Below are 19,278 nucleotides of genomic sequence, written 5' to 3'. Positions count from 1 at the left end.
CGCACGCTGGCCTTACTGGTTGTTCTGGCGGTTGAGGAAGCGCGGGATATCCAGACCCTGCGTGCCTTCTTCGGCGCCCGGTGCCTTTTCGCTGCCACGGGTAAGGCCGGCCATACGCTCGAACAGCGTGCCACCGGTCGCGACGCGCGGCGCCGGCTGGGCGGGCTTGGGCGCGGCTTCCGGTGCGGTCGGTTCGGCCGCTTCGGCGCCGAGCAGCAGTTCATCCTGCGAGGGATCCTCGTCGGAGAAGACGGCCGCGGGACGCGCCGGCGCGAAGGCCGGCGGCGCCTTTTCGGCGGCAGGCGCGGCGATCGGCGCGGGCGCCGGGGCTTCGGGCACGTCCAGTTCCAGCGCTTCGGGCTCGGGCGCGGCGACCGGAGCCGGCGCAGCAGCGACCGGCGCGGCCGGGGCAGGTGCGGCCACCGGTGCCGGACGCGGTGCCTGCGGCACGGCGACGGCCGGACGGCTGGCGAAGCTGAACGGCTGGGTCAGCGGTGCGGCCTGGCTGCCGACTTCATTGTCGATGCCGGTCGCGACGACCGACACGCGGATCTTGCCGTTCAGATTGTCGTTGAAGGCGCTGCCCCAGATGATGTTCGCATCGGGATCGACCAGTTCGCGGATATGGTTGGCCGCTTCGTCGACTTCCATCAGGCGCATGTCGTCGCCACCGACGATCGACACGATCACGCCCTTGGCGCCGCGCATCGACACGCCGTCGAGCAGCGGGTTGGCGATCGCCTTTTCCGCCGCCTGGAGCGCACGGCCGTCGCCTTCCGCTTCGCCGGTGCCCATCATCGCCTTGCCCATCTCGCCCATCACCGAACGCACGTCGGCGAAGTCGAGGTTGATGAGGCCCGGCATGATCATCAGGTCGGTGATCGAGCGCACGCCCTGCTGCAGCACCTCGTCCGCCATCTGGAACGCTTCCTTGAAGGTCGTGTTCGGGTTGGCGATCAGGAACAGATTCTGGTTCGGGATGACGATCAGCGTGTCGACATGCTTCTGCAGCTCGTCGATGCCGCTTTCCGCCGACTTCATGCGGCGATTGCCCTCGAAGGTGAAGGGCTTGGTCACGACGCCGACGGTCAGGATGCCCTTTTCACGCGCCGCCTTGGCGATGACCGGGGCCGCACCGGTGCCGGTGCCGCCGCCCATGCCGGCGGTGATGAAGCACATATGGGCGCCTTCCAGCGCCTGTTCGACGGTGATGATGGTTTCTTCCGCAGCCGCGCGACCGATTTCGGGGCGCGAACCGGCGCCCAGACCCTCGGTGATCTGCGGGCCAAGCTGGATGCGCCGTTCGGCCGGCGAGGCGTTCAGCGCCTGCGCGTCGGTGTTGGCGACGATGAAATCGACGCCCTCGACGCTGGCCGCGATCATGTTCGCGATGGCGTTACCGCCTGCACCGCCAACGCCTATCACCGCAATGCGTGGCTTCAATTCGTCCACATGCGGCGGGCTGATCTCGATGCTCATATACTTTGCTCCCTCAGCTTCCTCGTCAGGAAGTGACAACCGTCATCAATTGTTAACACCAGAAAATAGAGTATTTCACCTGCTATTTTCGTTTTCGTTCAAATTCGCTCAGTAATTCGTCCGCATCGCCCGCATCATGCGCTGCCACCATTGCGGGGCGCCCAGACGATGCACGGTTTGCGGCGCAGGCGCCATCGCCCTAAGATCAACCGGGTTTGAAGCGCCGTAAAGCGCCAATCCGGCCAAAGTGGCGAAGGCCGGGCCACTATGCGCTTCGGGCATGGCTGACAAGCCGCGTGGGCGACCGACCCGCACTGCACGCCCCAATGCGCCTTGCGCATAGTCGGCAATGCCCTTCATCTCCGCGCCACCGCCGGTCAACACGACCTGGCGCCCGGTGCTGTTGAAGCCCATGCCGGCCAGCGCCGCATTCACTTCCGCCATGATCTGGTTCAGTCGTTCGCAAATGACGCCGACCAGCGCCGCGCGGGTGATCTTGCCGCCTTCCGCGTTAGGGCCGGCGCTCTGCCCCGGAATGGCGACATCGCCATGGGGCGTCGCGATCTCGATCATCTCGCGGAAGTCGCGGCGGTTCTGCATCGCCGAACCATAGAAGCATTTGATCCGCTCCGCCTGGCTGCGGCGGATGCCGAAGGCCGAAGCGATATCGTCGGTAATGTCGGACGCGCCCATCGGGATCGAATGCAGCCCCACCAGCATGCCGCCGGCATAGAGCGAGACATTGGTGACCCCTGCCCCCATCTCGACCAGCGCCACGCCCAGGTCGCGTTCTTCTTCGGACAGGCAGGCAAGCCCGGTCGCGATCGGCGAGGCGACGATCGAATTGACGTTGAGATAAGCGCCACGCACGCACAGGTCGAGATTGGCGAGCGGCGCGCCATCGGCCAGCACGACATGGATGTCGACGCCCAGCAGATCGGCATGCATGCCCAGCGGCTTCTTCACCGGCACCTTGCCATTGATGGTGAAGCAGGTCGGCTGCGCGTGCAGGATGATGCGGCCATCGGGGTCGATGCCCTGCTGGCCGGTGGTCAGCAGATCGTCGATGTCCGGCTGCTCGACGCGATAGCCGCCCATGTCGCGCTCGACCGTGACGACGTCGCTCACCAGGCTGCCGCCCGAGAAGCTGACCCAGACATCCTCGATATTGGTGCCGGCGACACGCTCGGCCTGTTCCACCGTCTCGCGCACGGCCAGTTCGGTGCGTTCCATGTCGGCGATGAAGCCGCGGCGCACGCCCCGGCTTTCGCGCTGGCCAGTGCCCAGGATCGCCAGCTCACCCGTATCGGTGCGCCCCGCGATCAGCGCGGACACCTTCCACGATCCGATATCGATCGCGGTGATGAGCTTTTCGACCTTGGGCTGTGCCATGACTTAGCCTTCCTCGCCCGCGGCCGGCGCACTTGCGGTCTTTTCCGCCTTGGCGTCCGCTGCCGGCTTATCGCTGGTCTGGCCCTGCGGCAGACGCAGCACGAAACGATCGGGATCGCGCATGTCGAACTTGACGATGCCCCGGCCAAGCAACCGGTTGACGCCATCCATGCGCGCGAAATTCACCAGCGCGGCCGCCGATGTCTGTTCGCCCTCAGGCAGCGACAGCGTTTCCCCAGACTGAAAGCGCAGATCCCAGCGACGGTTCCCGACCCAGGTCGCGCCAGCCAGCATCGGCTTCAACGCAGGCGCGCTTTCCATCAGCTTGTTTAGGCCAGCGGTCTGGAGATTGGCGTTGGGGCCGACCACCAGCGGCAGGTCGGGCATCGCCCCGGCCGACACCGATTGCAGCACCACGCCCGCCACATCGATCAGATGCAGTTGCCCGTCATGCTGCCACACCGCGACCGGATCACGCTCGACGATATCGACGACCAGCGTGTCGGGCAGGCGGCGGGAAATGCGCGCATCCTTGACCCAGCCAAGCTTCAGCATTTCCTGCCGCACCTTGGGCAGGTCGAGCGAGAGCATCGAGCGATCGACCTGGCCGAGCGCGATATTATAAACCGGCATCTCGTCCATGCGCTCGACGCCGCGCACCTCGACCTTCTCCACCTCGAAACCGGCGCGCGCGGCCAGGCTTGCCGCCTGCTGGCGCGCCATATCGGGTAGCCCCGCATAGATGGCGATGGCGATCGCCAGGCCGCCGAAGATCCCGAAGATGGCCCAGGTCGCCAGCTTCTGGAGCGTATCCTCGCTGATCGGCAGCAATTCGAGCAGCCGATCGAAGGAGGATTGGCGCTTGAGCTGGCGGCCACGGCCCGATCCGGCCTTGGCGCGCACCTTGCCCCGCGCCGTGCTCAGCCGCGCCGTGCCGCCGCGCCGGATCCGTGCCTCAGCCATTGCCAGCCCCCATGTTCGGCCCCCTCGTCAATGCTTCCTCGCAGATCCGCTCGACCAGCTCGGCATATTCGATACCCAGCTTTTTCGCCTGTTCCGGCACCAGGCTCAAGGGGGTCATACCCGGCTGGGTATTGACCTCCAGCAGGTAAAGCCCCTCGACGCCCTGGTTGTCGTCCCAGCGGAAGTCGGAGCGCGACGCGCCCTTGCAACCGAGCAGCTGATGCGCCTGGAGCGCGATCGCCTTGCACGCGTGCGTGATCTCGTCCGGTATCTCCGCCGGGCAGACATGTTCGGTCATGCCGTCGGTATATTTGGCGTCGAAATCATAGAAGCCGCTCTTGGGGCGCAGCTCGGTGACGAGCAGCGCCTCATCGCCCAGCACGGCGGTGGTCAGTTCGCGCCCGCGAATATAGGGTTCGGCCAGAAGCTCGGGAAATTCCTGCCAGGGGCCGACGCTGTCACGGGCGATGGGGTTGCCATAATTGCCCTCGGCCGTGACGATCGCGACGCCGACCGAGCTGCCCTCATTGACGGGCTTCAGAACATAGGGGCGCGGCAGCGGATCGCCGGCATAGAGGCTCTCGCTCGTCACGATATGGCCGCCGGGCATGGGGATGCCGTGCGGTACCAGCGCCTGCTTGGTCAGTTGCTTGTCGATCGCGATGACCGATGTGGCAAGGCCGCTATGGGTGTAGGTGAGGCCCATCAGGTCCATCATGCCCTGCACCGTGCCATCCTCGCCCGGCACGCCATGCAGCGCGTTGAACACCACGTCCGCCTTGGTCTCGGTCAGGCGAGCGGCGACGTCGCGATCCATGTCGATCCGCGTGACCCGATGCCCGCGCGATTCCAGCGCCTTGGCAACGCCCTCGCCGCTCGACAGCGACACCGGCCGCTCCGCCGACCAGCCGCCCATCAGAACGGCGACATGCCAGGGACCACGGCTCATGCGTAACACTCCAGATACATCGTCATGCCAGCGAAGGCTGGCATCTCACTGCCTTTGAACGCAGCGAAGGAAGAAAAGAGGGATCCCAGCCTTCGCTGGGATGACGGATTGGAAGCACAAATCACTTCGCCAACCCCACGGCATCTCTGTTTGCGCCGTCGGCAAACATGCCGACACGCTGGATTTCCCATTCCAGCTCGACGCCACTCTTTGCCTTGACGCGGCGGCGGACTTCCTCGCCCAGCGCTTCGATGTCGGCGCTGGTGGCGTCGCCGGTGTTGAGCAGGAAGTTGGTGTGCTTCTCGCTCACCTGCGCTCCGCCCAGCGCGAGGCCGCGACAGCCCGCTTCATCGACCAGCGCCCAGGCCTTGTGCCCGTCCGGGTTCTTGAAGGTCGATCCGCCGGTCTTGCTGCGCAGCGGCTGGCTTTCCTCGCGCGCGGTGGCGATGCGGTCCATTTCCGCCTGGATCGCGGCTGGCTCGCCGGGTTCGCCGCGGAAGGTGGCCGACACGACAACCGCGCCGTCGACCATGTTGGAGTGGCGATAGCTGTAATGAAGATCGCGGTTGAGCAAGGTCACCTGCTCGCCCGAGCGCAGCACCACCTCGCATTCGACCAATATGTCCGCAGTCTCGCGGCCATAGGCGCCGCCGTTCATCCGCACGAAGCCGCCGACCGTGCCGGGGATGGAGCGGAGAAATTCGAGACCGGCAATGCCGGCATCCCGCGCGGTCGAGGAGACGAGGATGCCCGACGCACCACCGCCGCAGACCAGGGTGGTGGCGTCCAGCGCCTCCACCTTGGCGAAGGGTTTGCCCAGGCGCACGACCACGCCCGGCACGCCGCCATCGCGAACGATCAGGTTGGAGCCGAGGCCGAGCGCCATCACCGGCATCGCCGGATCGAGCATGGCCAGGAAATCGGACAGGTCGTCGGCATCCTTGGGCTCGAACAGCCATTGCGCCGCCCCGCCCGCCTTGAACCAGACGAGCGGTGCCAGCGGCGCATCGGCCTTGAGCGCGCCGCGAACGGCCGGGAGAGAAGCCATCACCGTCAACCGCGCACGCCCCAGAGATTCATCCAGCTCTTCATCGCCTTCATGCCCGCCTCGCCGGCCTGATGCGCGGCCATGCCGGTCTGCACCTGCTTCTGCGCCGCCTCGACCATGTCGCGCGCGACTTCCACGCCCTGCATCTGCATGTCGATCATGCGCTTCTGCATTTCGAGGCCGACATTGAAGAGCTCGAACATCAGGCGGTTTCCTTGACCTTGGCGGTGACCGCAGCGGACAGGCCCGCCGCCCATTTGGTGATGTCGCCGGCCCCCAGGCAGATGATCATGTCGTCGGCCTGGACATCGGCGGCGATGACGCGGGCAAGATCGTCCGCATCGGCGACAGTGGCGGCGTTGCGATGGCCACGGCGCTTGAGCCCGGCGACCAGCGCTGCGCTATCGACATCCTCGATCGGCTGCTCGCCAGCGGTATAGACCGGGGCGGCATAGACGATGTCGGCGTCGTTGAAGGCCTGCTGGAAATCATCCATCAGGTCGCGCAGGCGGGTGAAGCGATGCGGCTGGACCACGGCGATCACTCGGCCCTTCGCGCCTTCGCGGGCGGCGGCGAGCACCGCCTTGATCTCGACCGGATGGTGGCCATAATCGTCGATGACGGTGGCCACGCCTGCCCCCGCCGGGATTTCCCCGACCTTGGTGAAGCGGCGCTTCACGCCGCCGAACTTGGCGAAGCCGGTCTGGATGGTCGCGTCATCAATGCCCATCTGCAGCGCCACGCCGATCGCGGCCATGGCGTTCAGCACATTGTGGCGGCCGGGCATCGGCAGTTCGATCCCCTCGATCCGGCGGGTCGCGCCGTCGCGCTCGCGGATCTGGACGTCGAAGCGATTGCCGCCGGGCACGGGCTGGACATTCTCGCCGCGAATATCGGCCTGGGCGGAGAAGCCATAGGTGACGATGCGGCGGTCCTGCACGCGCGGCAGGATGGCCTGCACCTCGGGATGGTCGAGGCAGAGCATCGCCGCGCCATAGAAGGGCACATTTTCGACGAACTCGACGAAGGCGTCCTTCACCGCGTCGAAGCTGCCATAATGGTCGAGATGCTCGGGATCGATATTGGTCACGACCGCGATCGTGCCGTCGAGGCGCAGGAAGCTGCCATCGCTCTCATCGGCTTCCACGACCATCCAGTCGCTGTTGCCCAGGCGCGCGTTGGAGCCATAGCTGTTGATGATGCCGCCGTTGATGACGGTCGGATCAACCCCGCCCGCGTCCAGCAGCGCCGCGACCATCGAGGTGGTCGTGGTCTTGCCATGGGTGCCGGCGATGGCGACCGTGGACTTCAAACGCATCAGTTCGGCCAGCATTTCCGCGCGGCGGATCACCGGCACGCGATTTTCCAGCGCCAGTTCGACTTCCGGATTGCCCCGCTTGATCGCGGTCGAGGTGACGACCACGGCGGCATCGCCCAGATTTTCGGCCTTGTGGCCGATCATCACCTTGATGCCTTTGGCGCGCAGCCCTTCCACGACATAGCCTTCGGCGACGTCGGATCCTTGAACCTTGTAACCCAGATTATGCATGACTTCGGCGATACCGGACATGCCGATGCCGCCAATGCCGATGAAATGGATCGTGCCGATGTCGGTGCCGACACCCTTCATGCCTGATATTCCTTGTTCCAATATCCGTTCGCCCTGAGCGAAGTCGAAGGGCCCAGCAGAGCCGCAGGCGAAGCGGCTTCGCTCCGCTCAGCAGAGGGCTTCGACAGGCTCAGCCCGAACGGGGAGAGATATGTGCGGATCATGCAGGGACGCCCTGCAAATTGAGCGTGGTCGGCGTGGGGCCGACGCGAAGCGGGTCATTCATGATCGGCGCGGGACCGATGCTTTCGAGCAAGTCTGCCATGTCGCGCGCCGCATCCGGGCGGCCACAGGCACGGGCGCGCTTGGCGGCATTTTGCAGGGCGCCGGGTTCCAGCGCCATCTTCTGCATCTGCTTGGCCAGCTCCACGGCGGTGAAGCGCGACTGGGGAATGGTGCGGGCGCCACCAGCCTCGGTCATCTCGCGCGCATTGGCGGTCTGATGATCGTCCATGGCGCTGGGCAGCGGCACCAGGATGGCAGGGCGGCCGGCACAGGTCAGCTCGGCCAGGGTCGACGCCCCTGCCCGCGCGATCATCAGGTGCGACCAGCCCAGCTTTTCGGGCACGTCGTTGAAATAGGTGGCAAGATCGGCCGGGATTTCCATCTCGGCATAGGTGGCGCGCACCCGCTCGATATCCTCGGCGCGGCACTGCTGCGTCACCTGAAGGCGGCGGCGCAACGCGATCGGCAGCATCGACAGCCCTTCGGGCACGACGCTCGACAGGATGCTCGCCCCCTGGCTGCCGCCGATCACCAGCACGCGGAACACGCTCTCGTCGGTCAGCGCGGGAAATTCCTCGTCGCGCAGCGCCTTCACTTCCTCGCGCACCGGATTGCCGACCAGATGCACCTTGCCGGCATATTTGTCCTTGAGGCGCTCGACCACCGGATAGGCGGTGGCGATCGCGTCGACCCGGCCGGCGAGCAGGCGGTTGACCCGGCCCAGCACCGCATTCTGTTCGTGGATCGCGGTCGGGATGCCGTCCGCCAGCGCGCCCAGCAGCGCAGGCATAGCGGGATAGCCGCCAAAGCCGACCACGGCGGTCGGCTTGAACGTGTCGTTGAGCCGACGGGCCATCGCCCGGCCGGCCAGGATCGCCTTCAAGGCACCGGGCCAGCTCGCCGGATTCTTGGTCATGCGGCCCGCCGGCATGACATGGACCTGCGCCTTGTCGAAGATGCCGGGGATCTTCGCGCCCCGCTCATCGGTGACGAGGGCGACATGATGGCCGCGCGCCATCAGTTCCTCTGCCACCGCATGCGCGGGAATCATATGACCACCCGTCCCGCCGGCGGCGAGGACGAAGTGACGGGAAATGCTCATCGACCACTCCATTTGACGACCGTGTGCCGACCCATGAAGGGGTTGCGCCGCGTGAATGCGAGCAGCAGGCCGACGCCGATACAAAGCGCGAGCATAGAGGAGCCACCGTAGCTGATAAAGGGCAGCGTCATGCCCTTTGACGGAAAAATCTGCGCATTGACGCCCATATTGATGATCGCCTGCAGCCCGAACTGGGTCGTGAGGCCGGCGGCGGCGAGGATGGTGAAATTATCCTCCTCGTCCAGCAGGCGCAGCAGCACGCGCACGACGATCGCCAGATAGACGCAGGCGATGGCGATGCAGGCGAGCAGGCCGAACTCCTCCCCGATCACCGAGAAGATATAGTCGGTATGGGCTTCGGGCAGGCGGAACTTGTTCTGCCCCCCGCCCGGCCCGACACCGGTGAAACCACCATGGGTGATGGTGCGGAACGCCAGGTCCGTCTGGTCCGGGCCGGTATCCATCTGGACACCGATGCCCAGGAAGTCGTTGATGCGCTGCCGGCCATTTTCATAGAACATGTAGACCGCGACCAGCCCCGCCAGCGCCAGCCCGCCCAGCATGGCGATCCAGCGCATTTCGAGGCCCGAGAGCATCAGCAGCACGCCCCAGCAGGCCAGGAAGATGACCGTCTGGCCAAAGTCCGGCTGCTTCATCAGGATCGCCGCGATCAGCAGCGTCATCGCGCCCGTGAGCGGCATCACCGGCAGGCTCTGGTCCTTGGCGCGCAGCGACAGCAGCCAGGCCAGCGTCACGACATAGACGGGCTTCAGAAATTCCGAGGGCTGAAAGCGGAAGCCCGGCAGGTCGATCCAGCGCTTGGCGCCGTTCACGGTGGAACCCAGCAACGGCACGAACAGCAACATCAGGAAGAAGAAGACGGCCAGGAAGATTGCCAGCCGCCGCGCCTGTGGCCGGGGCAGCATGGAGATGACCAGCATGATCGGCAGGCCGATGAACACCCACATCAGCTGGCGATAGAAATAGATCAGCGGATTGACCGCCACCTGCGCGGTCGAGCGGTCGATCGCGGCCACCGGCGATGCGGCGGCCACGGCGACCAGCCCGATCGCCATCAGCGCGACGATCAGCGACAGCAGCACCCGGTCGATTTCCCAGAACCAGATGGCCAGCGCGGTACGCTCGCGCGGCACGGTGCGGGTCTTGAAGCCCTTCACCAGTTCGCCCGCCCTGAACATGCCCTTACGTCCCTCGCTATCCATCCCGTTGCCCCCGATCGCCCTGCCTATTCCAGTGCGTTCTATTCCAGTGCGTTCACGGCCGCGGCAAAGGCATCGCCGCGCGCCTCGAAATCCCGGAACTGGTCGAAACTGGCGCAGGCCGGCGACAACAGCACGACATCGCCCGGCTGGGCGATGCGCGCGGCGCGACGGACGGCGGCGCTCAGCATCTCGCTGTCATCGACCGCCATGTGCGGCCGCAACAGGTCGGCAAACATGTGGCCCGCCTCACCAATGGTGTAGGCATGGGCGATATTGCCGTAATAAGGCGCGCATTCGTCCAGATTGTCGGACTTGGCGACGCCGCCCAAAATCCAGTGGATGCGGGGCTTGCCATCCCTGGCCGGCCAGGCACCCAATGCCGGCGCGGTCGAGGCGGCATTGGTCGCCTTGCTGTCATTGACATAGAGCACGCCATTATGCGTGCCCACCGCCTGCATCCGGTGCGGCAGGCTGGCATAGCTGGCGAGCGCGGCCATGATGGTCGCGTCATTGATGCCCAATGCCCGGCCGACCGCGATCGCGACCGCGGCATTCTGGGCATTGTGCGGCCCCTGCAGCGACGGCCAGCCAAGCTGAGCCTCCGGATCGATATCGGCGGCCTTCACTTCGCGCAGCTGCGCCGGGGCCGATGCGGCGATGCCACGGCTCGGCTCATCCTCGGTCGCGATGACCGCGACATGGTCGGCCGATTGCATGGCGAACAGCCGCGCCTTCGACGCGACATAGCCGGCAAAGCCATTGTAGCGATCAAGATGGTCGGGCGTGATGTTGAGCAGCACGGCAACATCGCAGTCGAGACTGTGGGTCAGGTCGATCTGATAGCTGGACAGTTCCAGCACATAGACGCCCACGCCATGCAGGTTCGGCTCCAGCGGCTCCTGGCCGAGGATCGGCAGGCCGATATTGCCGCCCATCCGCGCCGGGAAGCCCGCCTGTTCGATGATGTGATGGATCAGCGCGGTCGTGGTCGACTTGCCATTGGTGCCGGTGATGCCGACGACCTTGTGCGGCGGCAGCGTCGGCCGGGCGAGCGCGAACAGTTCGATGTCGCCGATGATCGGCACGCCGGCGATCTTCGCGCGCATCGCGATCGGATGCTTGTTGAGCGGCACGCCCGGCGACACGACGATGCCGTCGAAACCGGCCAGGTCGATCTCCATCGGGTCGCCGAATTCCAGCGTCGCACCAGTTGCCGGGAATGCGATGCGGTCGATTGACTCGTCTGCAGCGCGGTTGAAGCTCCCGCGAACTGCCTCAATACTAGCTGGATTGGAATCCCAAGCAGTGACCCGCGCGCCGCTTTCGATGAGACATGCGACGGTGGCAATACCCGACCGCGCCAACCCCAGCACGGCATAGCGTTTCCCGCGAAAGACGTCTGAAACGATCATCCGCTTACCTCAGCTTCAGCGTGGCGAGGCCGGCGAGCGCCAGCACGAAGGAGATGATCCAGAAGCGGATCACCACGGTAGGTTCGGCCCAGCCAAGCTGTTCGAAATGATGGTGGATCGGCGCCATCTTGAACACGCGCTTGCCGGTCCGCTTGTAGAAGAAGACCTGGATGATGACCGACAGTGCCTCGACCACGAACAGGCCGCCGACGACGCCCAGAACGATTTCATGATGGGCGGTGACGGCGATCACGCCGATCGTGCCACCCAGCGCCAGACTGCCGGTATCGCCCATGAAGACGGCAGCCGGCGGCGCGTTGAACCAGAGGAAGGCCAGCCCCGCGCCGATGATCGCCCCGCACAATATGGTGAGATTGCCCGCGCCCGGCACATGCGGGATGCCCAGATAGGTGGCGAAGTCCGCGCGGCCGACCAGATAGACGATCGCCATGAACGCCATGCAGGCGATGATGACCGGCATGGTGGCCAGGCCATCGAGCCCGTCGGTCAGGTTCACCGCATTGCCGAAGGCGACGATGACGAAGGCGGCGAACAGGAAATAGAAGGGCCCAAGCTCGATCGCAGGCCCATTGTAGAAGGGCACGTAGAGCGCGGTGTTGCCATGCTGGTTGACGATCATCCAGGCGGCGAAACCGGCGATGAGGAACTCGAAGGCCAGGCGCATCTTGGCCGACAGCCCCTTGTGGCTGGCCTTGGTCACCTTGTCATAATCGTCGAGGAAGCCGATCGCGCCGAAACCCAGGGTCACGAACAGGCAGGCCCAGACATAGGTGGAGGACAGGTCCATCCACAGCAGCACCGATATGACCATGGAGGTCAGGATCATCAGGCCGCCCATGGTCGGCGTGCCGCGCTTGGCCAGATGGGTCTGCGGCCCGTCGCTGCGGATCGGCTGACCCTTGCCCTGGCGCACGCGCAGCCAGCCGATGAACTTGGGGCCGATGACCAGGCCGATGATCAGCGCGGTCGCGATCGCCGCGCCCGCCCGGAAGGACAGGTAGCGGATGAGGTTGAAGGCCCCCGCAAAATCCAGGGTCTGGGCAAGCCAGTAGAGCATCAGTCTTTATCTCCGTCGCGGGCGGCATCGCCAAGGGCGGCGACCAGGCGGGACAGCCCGATGCCATTGGAGCCCTTGACCAGGATCGCGTCACCCGCACGCATTTCCTTGTTGATCAGATCGGTGGCCGACGCGGCGTCCGGCACATGGTCGAAGGCGACGAGGCCGCCAAGGGCGTCGGCCAGCGGCGCCATCTCCTCGCCCACCAATATCGCATAGTCGACGCCATTCTCGCTCAATGGTTGCGAGAGTGCGGCGTGCAGTTCGGTGCTGCGGCTGCCCAGTTCGCGCATGCCGCCCAGCACGGCGATGCGGCGGTCGGCCTGCTCGCGCCCCAATTGCTTGAGCGTCGCGGCCATGCTCAAGGGGTTGGCGTTATAGCTTTCGTCGATCAGCAGCGCTTCGCCACCCGCCACCGGCAGGATGCGGCGCGCGCCGCGTCCGGGCAGGCCCGGCATTTCCGCGAGCGCCAGGCCCGCAGCGGCCAGATCGCCGCCCAGCGCCTCGACCGCGGCCAGCACGGCGAGCGAATTGGACACCCAATGGTCGCCCGGCGCGCCGACGGTGAAGCACAGTTCCACCCCCGGCAGCGCGGCGGTCACCAGCGTGCCGCCACCCGGCGCCGGCACCGTATCGCGCACGAAAATATCCGCTTCCGGGCTGAAGCCGAAGGTCAGGATATGATCGGCATGACGCTCCGCCTTGCCATAGAGGGTCGCGACATGCGGGCTGTCATAGGGAATGACAGCGGTGCCGCCCGGCTCCAAACCTTCGAAAATCTCGGCCTTGGCTTCGGCGATCTTTTCCTCGGTCCCGAAAAATTCGATATGGGCCGGCGCGATGGCGGTGACGATCGCCACGTTCGGGCGTACCTGCCGCGTCAGCGCAGCCAGTTCGCCGGCATGGTTCATGCCCATTTCGAACACGCCATAGGCCGCATCACGCGGCATCCGCGCCAGGCTCAGCGGCACGCCGACATGGTTGTTATAGCTCTTTACCGACCGATGGACGCCGCCCGGACAGGCCCGTTCAAGGGCATGGAACAGCGCTTCCTTGGTGCCGGTCTTGCCGACCGACCCGGTCACGCCGATGATCTTCGCACTGCTGCGCTTGCGCGATGCCCGGCCCAACGCCTCCAGCGCGGCGGCACTGTCGGCCACCAGCACATGGGGATAATCGACCGGTTCGCTGACGATCGCGCCGGCCGCGCCCTGGGCAAAGGCCTTGTCGACGAACTTGTGGCCGTCGGTCGTTTCGCCCTTCATCGCGACGAACAGGTCGCCCGCGCCCACCTCGCGACTGTCGAAGGCGACGCCAGAAACGGCGAACGGCGCCGACACGGCGCCGCCCGTAGCGTCTGCGATCTCGGCCGAGGTCCAGAGATCACTCAACCCGCGCACTCCCGTGCCACGGTGACATCGTCAAAGGGTAGCACCCGGTCGCCGATGATCTGGCCCTGCTCATGCCCCTTGCCGGCGAGCAGGACGATATCGTCGCCCCCCGCCTGACCGATGGCCGCGGCAATCGCCGCGCGGCGCCCGCCAATTTCCTCCGCCCCCGGCGCGCCCGCCATCACGGCGGCGCGGATCGCGGAGGGTTCTTCCGAACGGGGATTGTCGTCGGTCACGATGACATGGTCGGCCAGATCCGCCGCGACCTTGCCCATCAGCGGGCGCTTGCCCGCATCGCGATCGCCGCCCGCGCCGAACAGCGCGATCAGCTTGCCCCTGGTATGGGGACGCAGCGCCTCGATCGCGGCGCGCAGGCCGTCGGGCGTATGGGCATAGTCGACATAGACGGGCGCGCCCGCCTTGCTGATGACCGCGCGTTCCAGACGGCCGCGCACCGGCTGGACCCGGCCCAGCAATTCCAGCACCTTGGCGGTATCGCCGCCGGTCGCGATGACCAGACCGGCCGCCGTCAGCGCATTGGCCGCCTGATAGGCGCCGATCAGCGGCAGGTTGACCTTATAGAGCTTGCCATCGGCTTCGATTTCCAGCGTCTGGCCCAACTGGGTCGGGGTGCGGTTGGCAAGACGCAATGCCTGCCCCTGCACCCCGACGCTCAGCACACGAAGCCCCCGCTTCGTAGCCCGCTGGATCGCCTTGTCCGACCATTCATCGTCGGCCCAGATGACGGCCGCGCCGCCATCGCCCACGACTTCGTCGAACAGGCGCATCTTGGCGTCGAAATAGCTGTCCATGTCGCCATGATAATCGAGATGATCGCGCGACAGGTTGGTGAAGGCGCCGGCCGCAACCGGCAGGCCTTCGGTGCGATACTGGTCGAGGCCATGGCTCGACGCCTCGAACGCGGCATGGGTGATACCCTCGCGCTTGAGGCCCGACATGTTGGCAAGGAAGGTGACGATGTCCGGCGTGGTGAGGCCGGTCGACACCTGATCGACCGAGGTGGTGACGCCCAGCGTCCCGATCGAGGCCGACTTGTGGCCCAGCATGCGCCACAGCTGGCGCGCCAGTTCGACCGTGCTGGTCTTGCCATTGGTGCCGGTGACGGCGACGGTCACATCAGGGAATGGCGCGAAATAGCGCGCGGCCAGTTGCGCGAACAGGCGGCGGGGATTGGCGTCGGCGATATGCACCGCGCCCTCGACCTTCGCCTCCGGCCGGGCGACGACCGCAACCGCGCCGGCCTTCACCGCATCGGCAATAAAATCCTCGCCATTGACGCGCAGGCCCTGAAAGGCACCGAAGATGGTGCCCGGCGCAACCTTGCGATTGTCGATGGCAAAACCCGTCACGGACGTGTCGAGGCCGGTGTTGCCACCGACCTCGACGCCCAGCTCCTCGATTAGCGACCCGAGGCGCATCACTCTGTCTCCTTGTCGCCGTGCAACAGCGGCATCAAATCCGAAATATCCACGTCCCGCCGCTCGTCCGGCATTACGCCAAGCATCGGCCCGGTGCGCTCCACCACCCGCTTCACCACCGGCGCCGCCGTCCATGCAGCAGTGCGCAGGCCATATTGGCCCGTCGCCTCGTCCATCGTGACGAGAACCACATAGCGGGGATTGTCCATCGGGAAGGCGGAAGCGAAAGTCGTCACCAGCGAAGTCTTGTTGTAGCGCCCTTCCTGGGGCTTTTCAGCGGAACCCGTCTTGCCGCCCACCCGGAATCCCTTGGCGTCGGCGCTACGCCCTGTACCCGCCGACACGATCATCCGCAACAGCTGGCGCATGCGCGCGCTGGTCGCGGCGGAAAAGACGCGGCGCCCCTCGGGCACTTCATCGGCCTTGAGCTTGCGGATCGTCGCCGGGCGCCAGATGCCGCCATTGACCAGCGCCGCATAGGCCGCCGCCAGATGCAGCGGCGTCACCGCGATGCCATGGCCGTAGGACGTGGTCATGCTGGTGATCCGGCCCCAATTGGTCGGCCACAGGCCACCGGCACGCTCATTGAACTCGATCGGCGCACGCTGGTCGAAATCCAGGCTGCGGAACAGCTTCTGCAACGGCGCGGCGCCCATTTCGTCGGCGATCCGGGCGGTACCGATATTGGAGCTGTGGACCAGGATTTCCGGCACGTTGATCCAGCGGCCAAGCGAGTGGTCGTCCTTGATGCGGAAGCCGCCGACGGCCAGCGGCGCGGTCGCGTCATAACGCTTGCTCATCGAGGTCACGACGCCCGCATCCATGGCCGCCGCGATCGACAGCGGCTTGAACGCCGAACCCAGTTCGTAGCGGGCCTGCACCATATGGTTGCAGAGCGGCGATTCGGAGCAGCGCTTGCCGGCATAATTTTGCAGCTTGTTGGGATCGAACACCGGGATCGATGCCATGGCGATCACTTCGCCGGTATTGACGTCCAGGATGATGCCGCCGGCGCCCTTGGCCCGCGTCTGGACCAACTGGGCATAGAGCTCGCTTTCCAGCGCGCCCTGCACCCGGCTGTCGATCGACATGGCGAAGGGCCGGCTGCGCTGCGCCGGGTCGATCATCCGATCGTTGAATGCGGCCTCCACGCCCATGCCGCCCTTGCCCTCGGCATTGGGCGCAAAGCCGAGAATATGCGCGGCCAGCGTGCGCTGGGGATAGAGGCGCTCCTTCTCGCGCGGAAATTCGATGCCGATCTCACCCAGCGCGTTCACCGCCGCCACTTCCTCGGGCAGCGCACGGCGGCGCAGATAGGCCCAGCCGCGCCCCCTCAGCTTCTTGGCGAAGACTGCCTCGGACTCGTCCGGGAAGATTTCGTGCAGCTTGCGCGCCAGTTCGTCGGGATCGCCGATCAGCTTGGACGGGCGCACCGCGATCGAATAGGCGTCCATGGTCCGCGCCAGCGGCACGCCATTGCGGTCGACAATGTCCGCACGTGCCGGGGTGAAACCCGACAACCCATCGCCATTGCCGTTGCCGCTCGCGAAAATGCCGACCCAGGTCAGTCGCAGGATCAGCACGGCCGTGATCATCATGAACAGGATCAACAGCAACATCAGGCGATTATGGGCGATCGCCGTCAGGTTGACCCGTTGCCGCCCGGCACGGGCGCCGCCCGGCTGGACGATGATCGTGGCCATTAGCGGCCTCCCTTTCGCTCGCGCGCCGCACGGGCGCTGAGGTCACCCATGGTGCTGTCGTCCAGCAGCTTGGCATCCAGCATCGCCATGCGCTCGGCCCGGCGCGCGACCGGGTTGGGCCGTGACACATCCGCGTCGGCCTTGGCACGCTGTTCGGCCAGTTTCACGGGCGCGGCGGGTTTGGCCAGCTTCTCGACATTGTCGGCGGCATGCGCCTCGCGGATTACGGCAATATCGCTGCGGATCTGGCTGGCGGCGGGGCTGGCCGGCGCGGCCTGCGGCGCGGACGGTAGGTCGGCCGGGGTCTCGACCATCGCCACCATCACCGGCGGCGCGACATAGTCCGGGCCGTTGGGCTGAACGCCATCCAGATGCGCCAGCGCCTGTTCGCCCGCCAGATACTGGCCGGCGGTCGGCGTCGCATACATGAAGTCGTCCTGGTTCCACCGCTCCAGCTGGCGCATGCTGGCGCGCGCGCTGAACTCGGTTTCCAGATAGCGGATATCGCCGCGCGCCTGCGCGATCTGCATCCGCACCCGCATCACGTCATTGCGCTCGGTCGCGACCTTCAAGGAGACGAGATAGGCGCCAAGCGCACCAAGCGCCACCAGCAACACCCAGATCAGGCTCTGCAATCTCTTGACCGCGATCATGGCCGGGCACTCCGATGGGCATTGGCAACAGGGGCGCCGGTCCGCACGGCGCTGCGCAGGGTGGCGGAACGGGCACGCGGATTGCGCGCCAGTTCGATTTCGCCGGGCCTTACGGCCTTGGCGGGCTTTTCGAATGCAGGCGCGACCTCGGCCTTCTTCTCGGGCAGGTGGCGCGATCCGCCCGCCTCGCTGCCGCTGCGCTTGCGCAGGAACTGCTTGACGATGCGGTCCTCCAGACTGTGGAAGGTCACGATCGCAAGGCGGCCGCCCGGCTCCAGCAGCGCCTCCGCCGCTTCGAGCGCGCGCTCCAGCTCCTCCAGTTCGCGATTCACATGGATGCGGATCGCCTGGAAGGTGCGGGTCGAGGGATCCTTCTTGTCATGCGGCTTGTAGCCCAGCGCCCGGCGCACCACGGCAGCAAGCTGCCCGGTCCGCTCCAGCGGCCGCGCATCGACGATCGCGCGGGCAACCCGGCGCGACCGCGGCTCCTCGCCATAGCGATAGATGACGTCGGCAATATCCTCTTCCGCGGCGGTGTTGAGGAAATCGGCCGCGCTCATGCCGCCCTGGCTCATCGTCATGTCGAGCGGGCCGTCCGCCTGGAAGGAAAAGCCGCGTTCGGGCCGGTCGAGCTGCATCGACGACACGCCGATATCCAGCGTGATGCCCGACACGCTGCTGACGCCACGTTCGGCCAACAGCTCCTCCATCCGCGAAAATTCGCCGGGGATCAGCGTGATACCCTTTTCATCGGCCAGCGCCCGCCCTTCCCGGATCGCATCGGGGTCGCGATCAAAGGCAAAGACCTGCGCGCCAGCCGCCGCCATGGCGCTGGAATAGCCGCCCGCGCCGAAGGTGCCGTCGACATGCCGCTCACCTGGGGTAATGGCGAGCGCATCGAGCACTTCGGTCAGGAGGACGGGGATATGCGGCGCGGCGCTCACTTGCCGCCCTCCGCTGCGCGCTGTTCCAGCCAGCGGCGCACCTTGTTGCGGATCAGCGCCGGGCGATCCGGGCTTTCGACCAGCGCCTCAGGCTTCCAGATCTGGAAATAACGGCCAACGCCATAGAAGAACACGACGTCGGTGATACCGGCCTCTTCCTTGATATCGGGGTGCAGGAAGAAGCGGCCACCCTCGTCGAAATTCACGTCCTCGATCGTGCCCAGGCGATTCTCGCGCTCCAGGTCACCGTTGAAGGGGCGATTGGCAGCGCGCGCCTCGCGCTCCAGCTCATTCACTTCCTCGAACAGGAACAGCTTGTGGGACAGGCCGAAGCCAGTGGCGCAGCCATTGTCCATATGGACCGACAGGCACAGACGGTTTTCGCCGCCGCTCGCCAGCTTCACCTGGCGGCGCATCTCCAGGGGCAGCACGAAACGGCCCTTGCCGTCCGCGACGCTGAACGCGTTGCCCGAATAGAGAATGACGTCCGACACGCTGGAAATTCGCCCCTTTTAAGCAGGGCGCAGGCTTCCCGTCGCCAGAATCGCGTTTTCGACTCCCGGCGCAAGACTCTCGCAAAGCCTGACTAACCCCAATGTTGGAATATCTACCAAGCATGAGGCGGCCTGCAAAGGGAAATATTGGGTGAAGTTGGGAAAAGCCGGTCA

The 19,278-nt window shown here is 65.9% G+C and carries 17 protein-coding genes; all 17 read right to left on the bottom strand.

Annotated features, from left to right (window positions below; genetic code table 11):
* Positions 1-12: 12 nt before the first annotated feature.
* The 17 genes from ftsZ to E5554_RS10220 all read right to left on the bottom strand — a co-directional run bounded on the left by ftsZ (position 13) and on the right by E5554_RS10220 (position 19,104).
* Complete coding sequence (ftsZ, locus tag E5554_RS10300) at positions 13-1,479, bottom strand: cell division protein FtsZ (protein WP_017501206.1); 1,467 nt, start codon at positions 1,477-1,479, stop codon at positions 13-15.
* Positions 1,480-1,587: 108 nt separating this feature from the next.
* Positions 1,588-2,871, bottom strand: coding sequence for a cell division protein FtsA (gene ftsA, locus E5554_RS10295; protein WP_004207952.1), 1,284 nt, complete (start codon positions 2,869-2,871; stop codon positions 1,588-1,590).
* Between the two features lie 3 nt (positions 2,872-2,874).
* Positions 2,875-3,834, bottom strand: a complete 960-nt coding sequence (locus E5554_RS10290; protein ID WP_136186711.1) for a cell division protein FtsQ/DivIB — start codon at positions 3,832-3,834, stop codon at positions 2,875-2,877.
* The gene (locus E5554_RS10285) at positions 3,827-4,783 is read right to left on the bottom strand and encodes a D-alanine--D-alanine ligase (RefSeq protein ID WP_136186710.1); all 957 of its coding nucleotides are present in this window, start codon (positions 4,781-4,783) and stop codon (positions 3,827-3,829) included. The genes E5554_RS10290 and E5554_RS10285 overlap by 8 nt, the downstream gene beginning before the upstream one ends.
* 121 nt (positions 4,784-4,904) lie before the next feature.
* Entirely contained in the window at positions 4,905-5,831 is a 927-nt protein-coding gene (gene murB / locus E5554_RS10280; protein ID WP_210729815.1) for a UDP-N-acetylmuramate dehydrogenase, read from the bottom strand.
* Positions 5,832-5,836: 5 nt separating this feature from the next.
* On the bottom strand, positions 5,837-6,034 hold the full coding sequence (locus tag E5554_RS10275; RefSeq protein ID WP_004207957.1) for a hypothetical protein: 198 nt from the start codon (positions 6,032-6,034) through the stop codon (positions 5,837-5,839).
* The gene (gene murC, locus E5554_RS10270; protein ID WP_007711639.1) at positions 6,034-7,461 is read right to left on the bottom strand and encodes a UDP-N-acetylmuramate--L-alanine ligase; all 1,428 of its coding nucleotides are present in this window, start codon (positions 7,459-7,461) and stop codon (positions 6,034-6,036) included. The genes E5554_RS10275 and murC overlap by 1 nt, the downstream gene beginning before the upstream one ends.
* Before the next feature lie 139 nt (positions 7,462-7,600).
* Complete coding sequence (gene murG, locus E5554_RS10265; protein WP_004207959.1) at positions 7,601-8,767, bottom strand: undecaprenyldiphospho-muramoylpentapeptide beta-N-acetylglucosaminyltransferase; 1,167 nt, start codon at positions 8,765-8,767, stop codon at positions 7,601-7,603.
* The gene (locus tag E5554_RS10260) at positions 8,764-9,966 is read right to left on the bottom strand and encodes a putative peptidoglycan glycosyltransferase FtsW (protein WP_010336276.1); all 1,203 of its coding nucleotides are present in this window, start codon (positions 9,964-9,966) and stop codon (positions 8,764-8,766) included. The genes murG and E5554_RS10260 overlap by 4 nt, the downstream gene beginning before the upstream one ends.
* Before the next feature lie 62 nt (positions 9,967-10,028).
* On the bottom strand, positions 10,029-11,402 hold the full coding sequence (gene murD / locus E5554_RS10255; RefSeq protein ID WP_136186708.1) for a UDP-N-acetylmuramoyl-L-alanine--D-glutamate ligase: 1,374 nt from the start codon (positions 11,400-11,402) through the stop codon (positions 10,029-10,031).
* 4 nt (positions 11,403-11,406) lie between these two features.
* Positions 11,407-12,480, bottom strand: coding sequence for a phospho-N-acetylmuramoyl-pentapeptide-transferase (gene mraY / locus E5554_RS10250; RefSeq protein WP_136186707.1), 1,074 nt, complete (start codon positions 12,478-12,480; stop codon positions 11,407-11,409).
* The gene (gene murF, locus E5554_RS10245) at positions 12,480-13,871 is read right to left on the bottom strand and encodes a UDP-N-acetylmuramoyl-tripeptide--D-alanyl-D-alanine ligase (RefSeq protein WP_048938798.1); all 1,392 of its coding nucleotides are present in this window, start codon (positions 13,869-13,871) and stop codon (positions 12,480-12,482) included. The genes mraY and murF overlap by 1 nt, the downstream gene beginning before the upstream one ends.
* Entirely contained in the window at positions 13,868-15,310 is a 1,443-nt protein-coding gene (locus E5554_RS10240) for a UDP-N-acetylmuramoyl-L-alanyl-D-glutamate--2,6-diaminopimelate ligase (RefSeq protein WP_136186706.1), read from the bottom strand. The genes murF and E5554_RS10240 overlap by 4 nt, the downstream gene beginning before the upstream one ends.
* Entirely contained in the window at positions 15,310-17,013 is a 1,704-nt protein-coding gene (locus E5554_RS10235; protein WP_004207965.1) for a penicillin-binding protein 2, read from the bottom strand. Before E5554_RS10235 ends, E5554_RS10240 begins: the two co-directional genes overlap by 1 nt.
* Entirely contained in the window at positions 17,013-17,666 is a 654-nt protein-coding gene (locus tag E5554_RS10230) for a hypothetical protein (RefSeq protein ID WP_004207966.1), read from the bottom strand. The genes E5554_RS10235 and E5554_RS10230 overlap by 1 nt, the downstream gene beginning before the upstream one ends.
* Complete coding sequence (rsmH, locus tag E5554_RS10225) at positions 17,663-18,610, bottom strand: 16S rRNA (cytosine(1402)-N(4))-methyltransferase RsmH (RefSeq protein WP_136186705.1); 948 nt, start codon at positions 18,608-18,610, stop codon at positions 17,663-17,665. Before rsmH ends, E5554_RS10230 begins: the two co-directional genes overlap by 4 nt.
* A complete protein-coding gene (locus E5554_RS10220) occupies positions 18,607-19,104 on the bottom strand; it encodes a division/cell wall cluster transcriptional repressor MraZ (protein WP_004207968.1) in 498 nt (165 codons plus the stop codon). The genes rsmH and E5554_RS10220 overlap by 4 nt, the downstream gene beginning before the upstream one ends.
* Between the last annotated feature and the right edge of the window lie 174 nt (positions 19,105-19,278).

Origin of the sequence: Sphingobium sp. PAMC28499 (assembly GCF_004795815.1) — a bacterium.
Taxonomy (GTDB): Bacteria; Pseudomonadota; Alphaproteobacteria; order Sphingomonadales; family Sphingomonadaceae; genus Sphingobium; species Sphingobium yanoikuyae.
The sequence above is the reverse complement of the archived record's forward strand: the minus strand, read 5'-3'. Positions and strand labels throughout refer to the sequence as shown.

Excerpts from the sequence above, each read along its gene's own strand:
- E5554_RS10260 (WP_010336276.1), bottom strand. The coding sequence starts at position 9,966 with ATGTTCAGGGCGGGCGAACTGGTGAAGGGCTTCAAGACCCGCACCGTG.
- E5554_RS10285 (WP_136186710.1), bottom strand. The coding sequence starts at position 4,783 with ATGAGCCGTGGTCCCTGGCATGTCGCCGTTCTGATGGGCGGCTGGTCG.
- mraY (WP_136186707.1), bottom strand. The coding sequence starts at position 12,480 with ATGCTCTACTGGCTTGCCCAGACCCTGGATTTTGCGGGGGCCTTCAAC.
- murB (WP_210729815.1), bottom strand. The coding sequence starts at position 5,831 with ATGGCTTCTCTCCCGGCCGTTCGCGGCGCGCTCAAGGCCGATGCGCCG.
- E5554_RS10230 (WP_004207966.1), bottom strand. The coding sequence starts at position 17,666 with ATGATCGCGGTCAAGAGATTGCAGAGCCTGATCTGGGTGTTGCTGGTG.
- E5554_RS10235 (WP_004207965.1), bottom strand. The coding sequence starts at position 17,013 with ATGGCCACGATCATCGTCCAGCCGGGCGGCGCCCGTGCCGGGCGGCAA.
- ftsA (WP_004207952.1), bottom strand. The coding sequence starts at position 2,871 with ATGGCACAGCCCAAGGTCGAAAAGCTCATCACCGCGATCGATATCGGA.
- murG (WP_004207959.1), bottom strand. The coding sequence starts at position 8,767 with ATGAGCATTTCCCGTCACTTCGTCCTCGCCGCCGGCGGGACGGGTGGT.
- murD (WP_136186708.1), bottom strand. The coding sequence starts at position 11,402 with ATGATCGTTTCAGACGTCTTTCGCGGGAAACGCTATGCCGTGCTGGGG.
- E5554_RS10240 (WP_136186706.1), bottom strand. The coding sequence starts at position 15,310 with ATGCGCCTCGGGTCGCTAATCGAGGAGCTGGGCGTCGAGGTCGGTGGC.
- ftsZ (WP_017501206.1), bottom strand. The coding sequence starts at position 1,479 with ATGAGCATCGAGATCAGCCCGCCGCATGTGGACGAATTGAAGCCACGC.
- E5554_RS10275 (WP_004207957.1), bottom strand. The coding sequence starts at position 6,034 with ATGTTCGAGCTCTTCAATGTCGGCCTCGAAATGCAGAAGCGCATGATC.
- murC (WP_007711639.1), bottom strand. The coding sequence starts at position 7,461 with ATGAAGGGTGTCGGCACCGACATCGGCACGATCCATTTCATCGGCATT.
- E5554_RS10290 (WP_136186711.1), bottom strand. The coding sequence starts at position 3,834 with ATGGCTGAGGCACGGATCCGGCGCGGCGGCACGGCGCGGCTGAGCACG.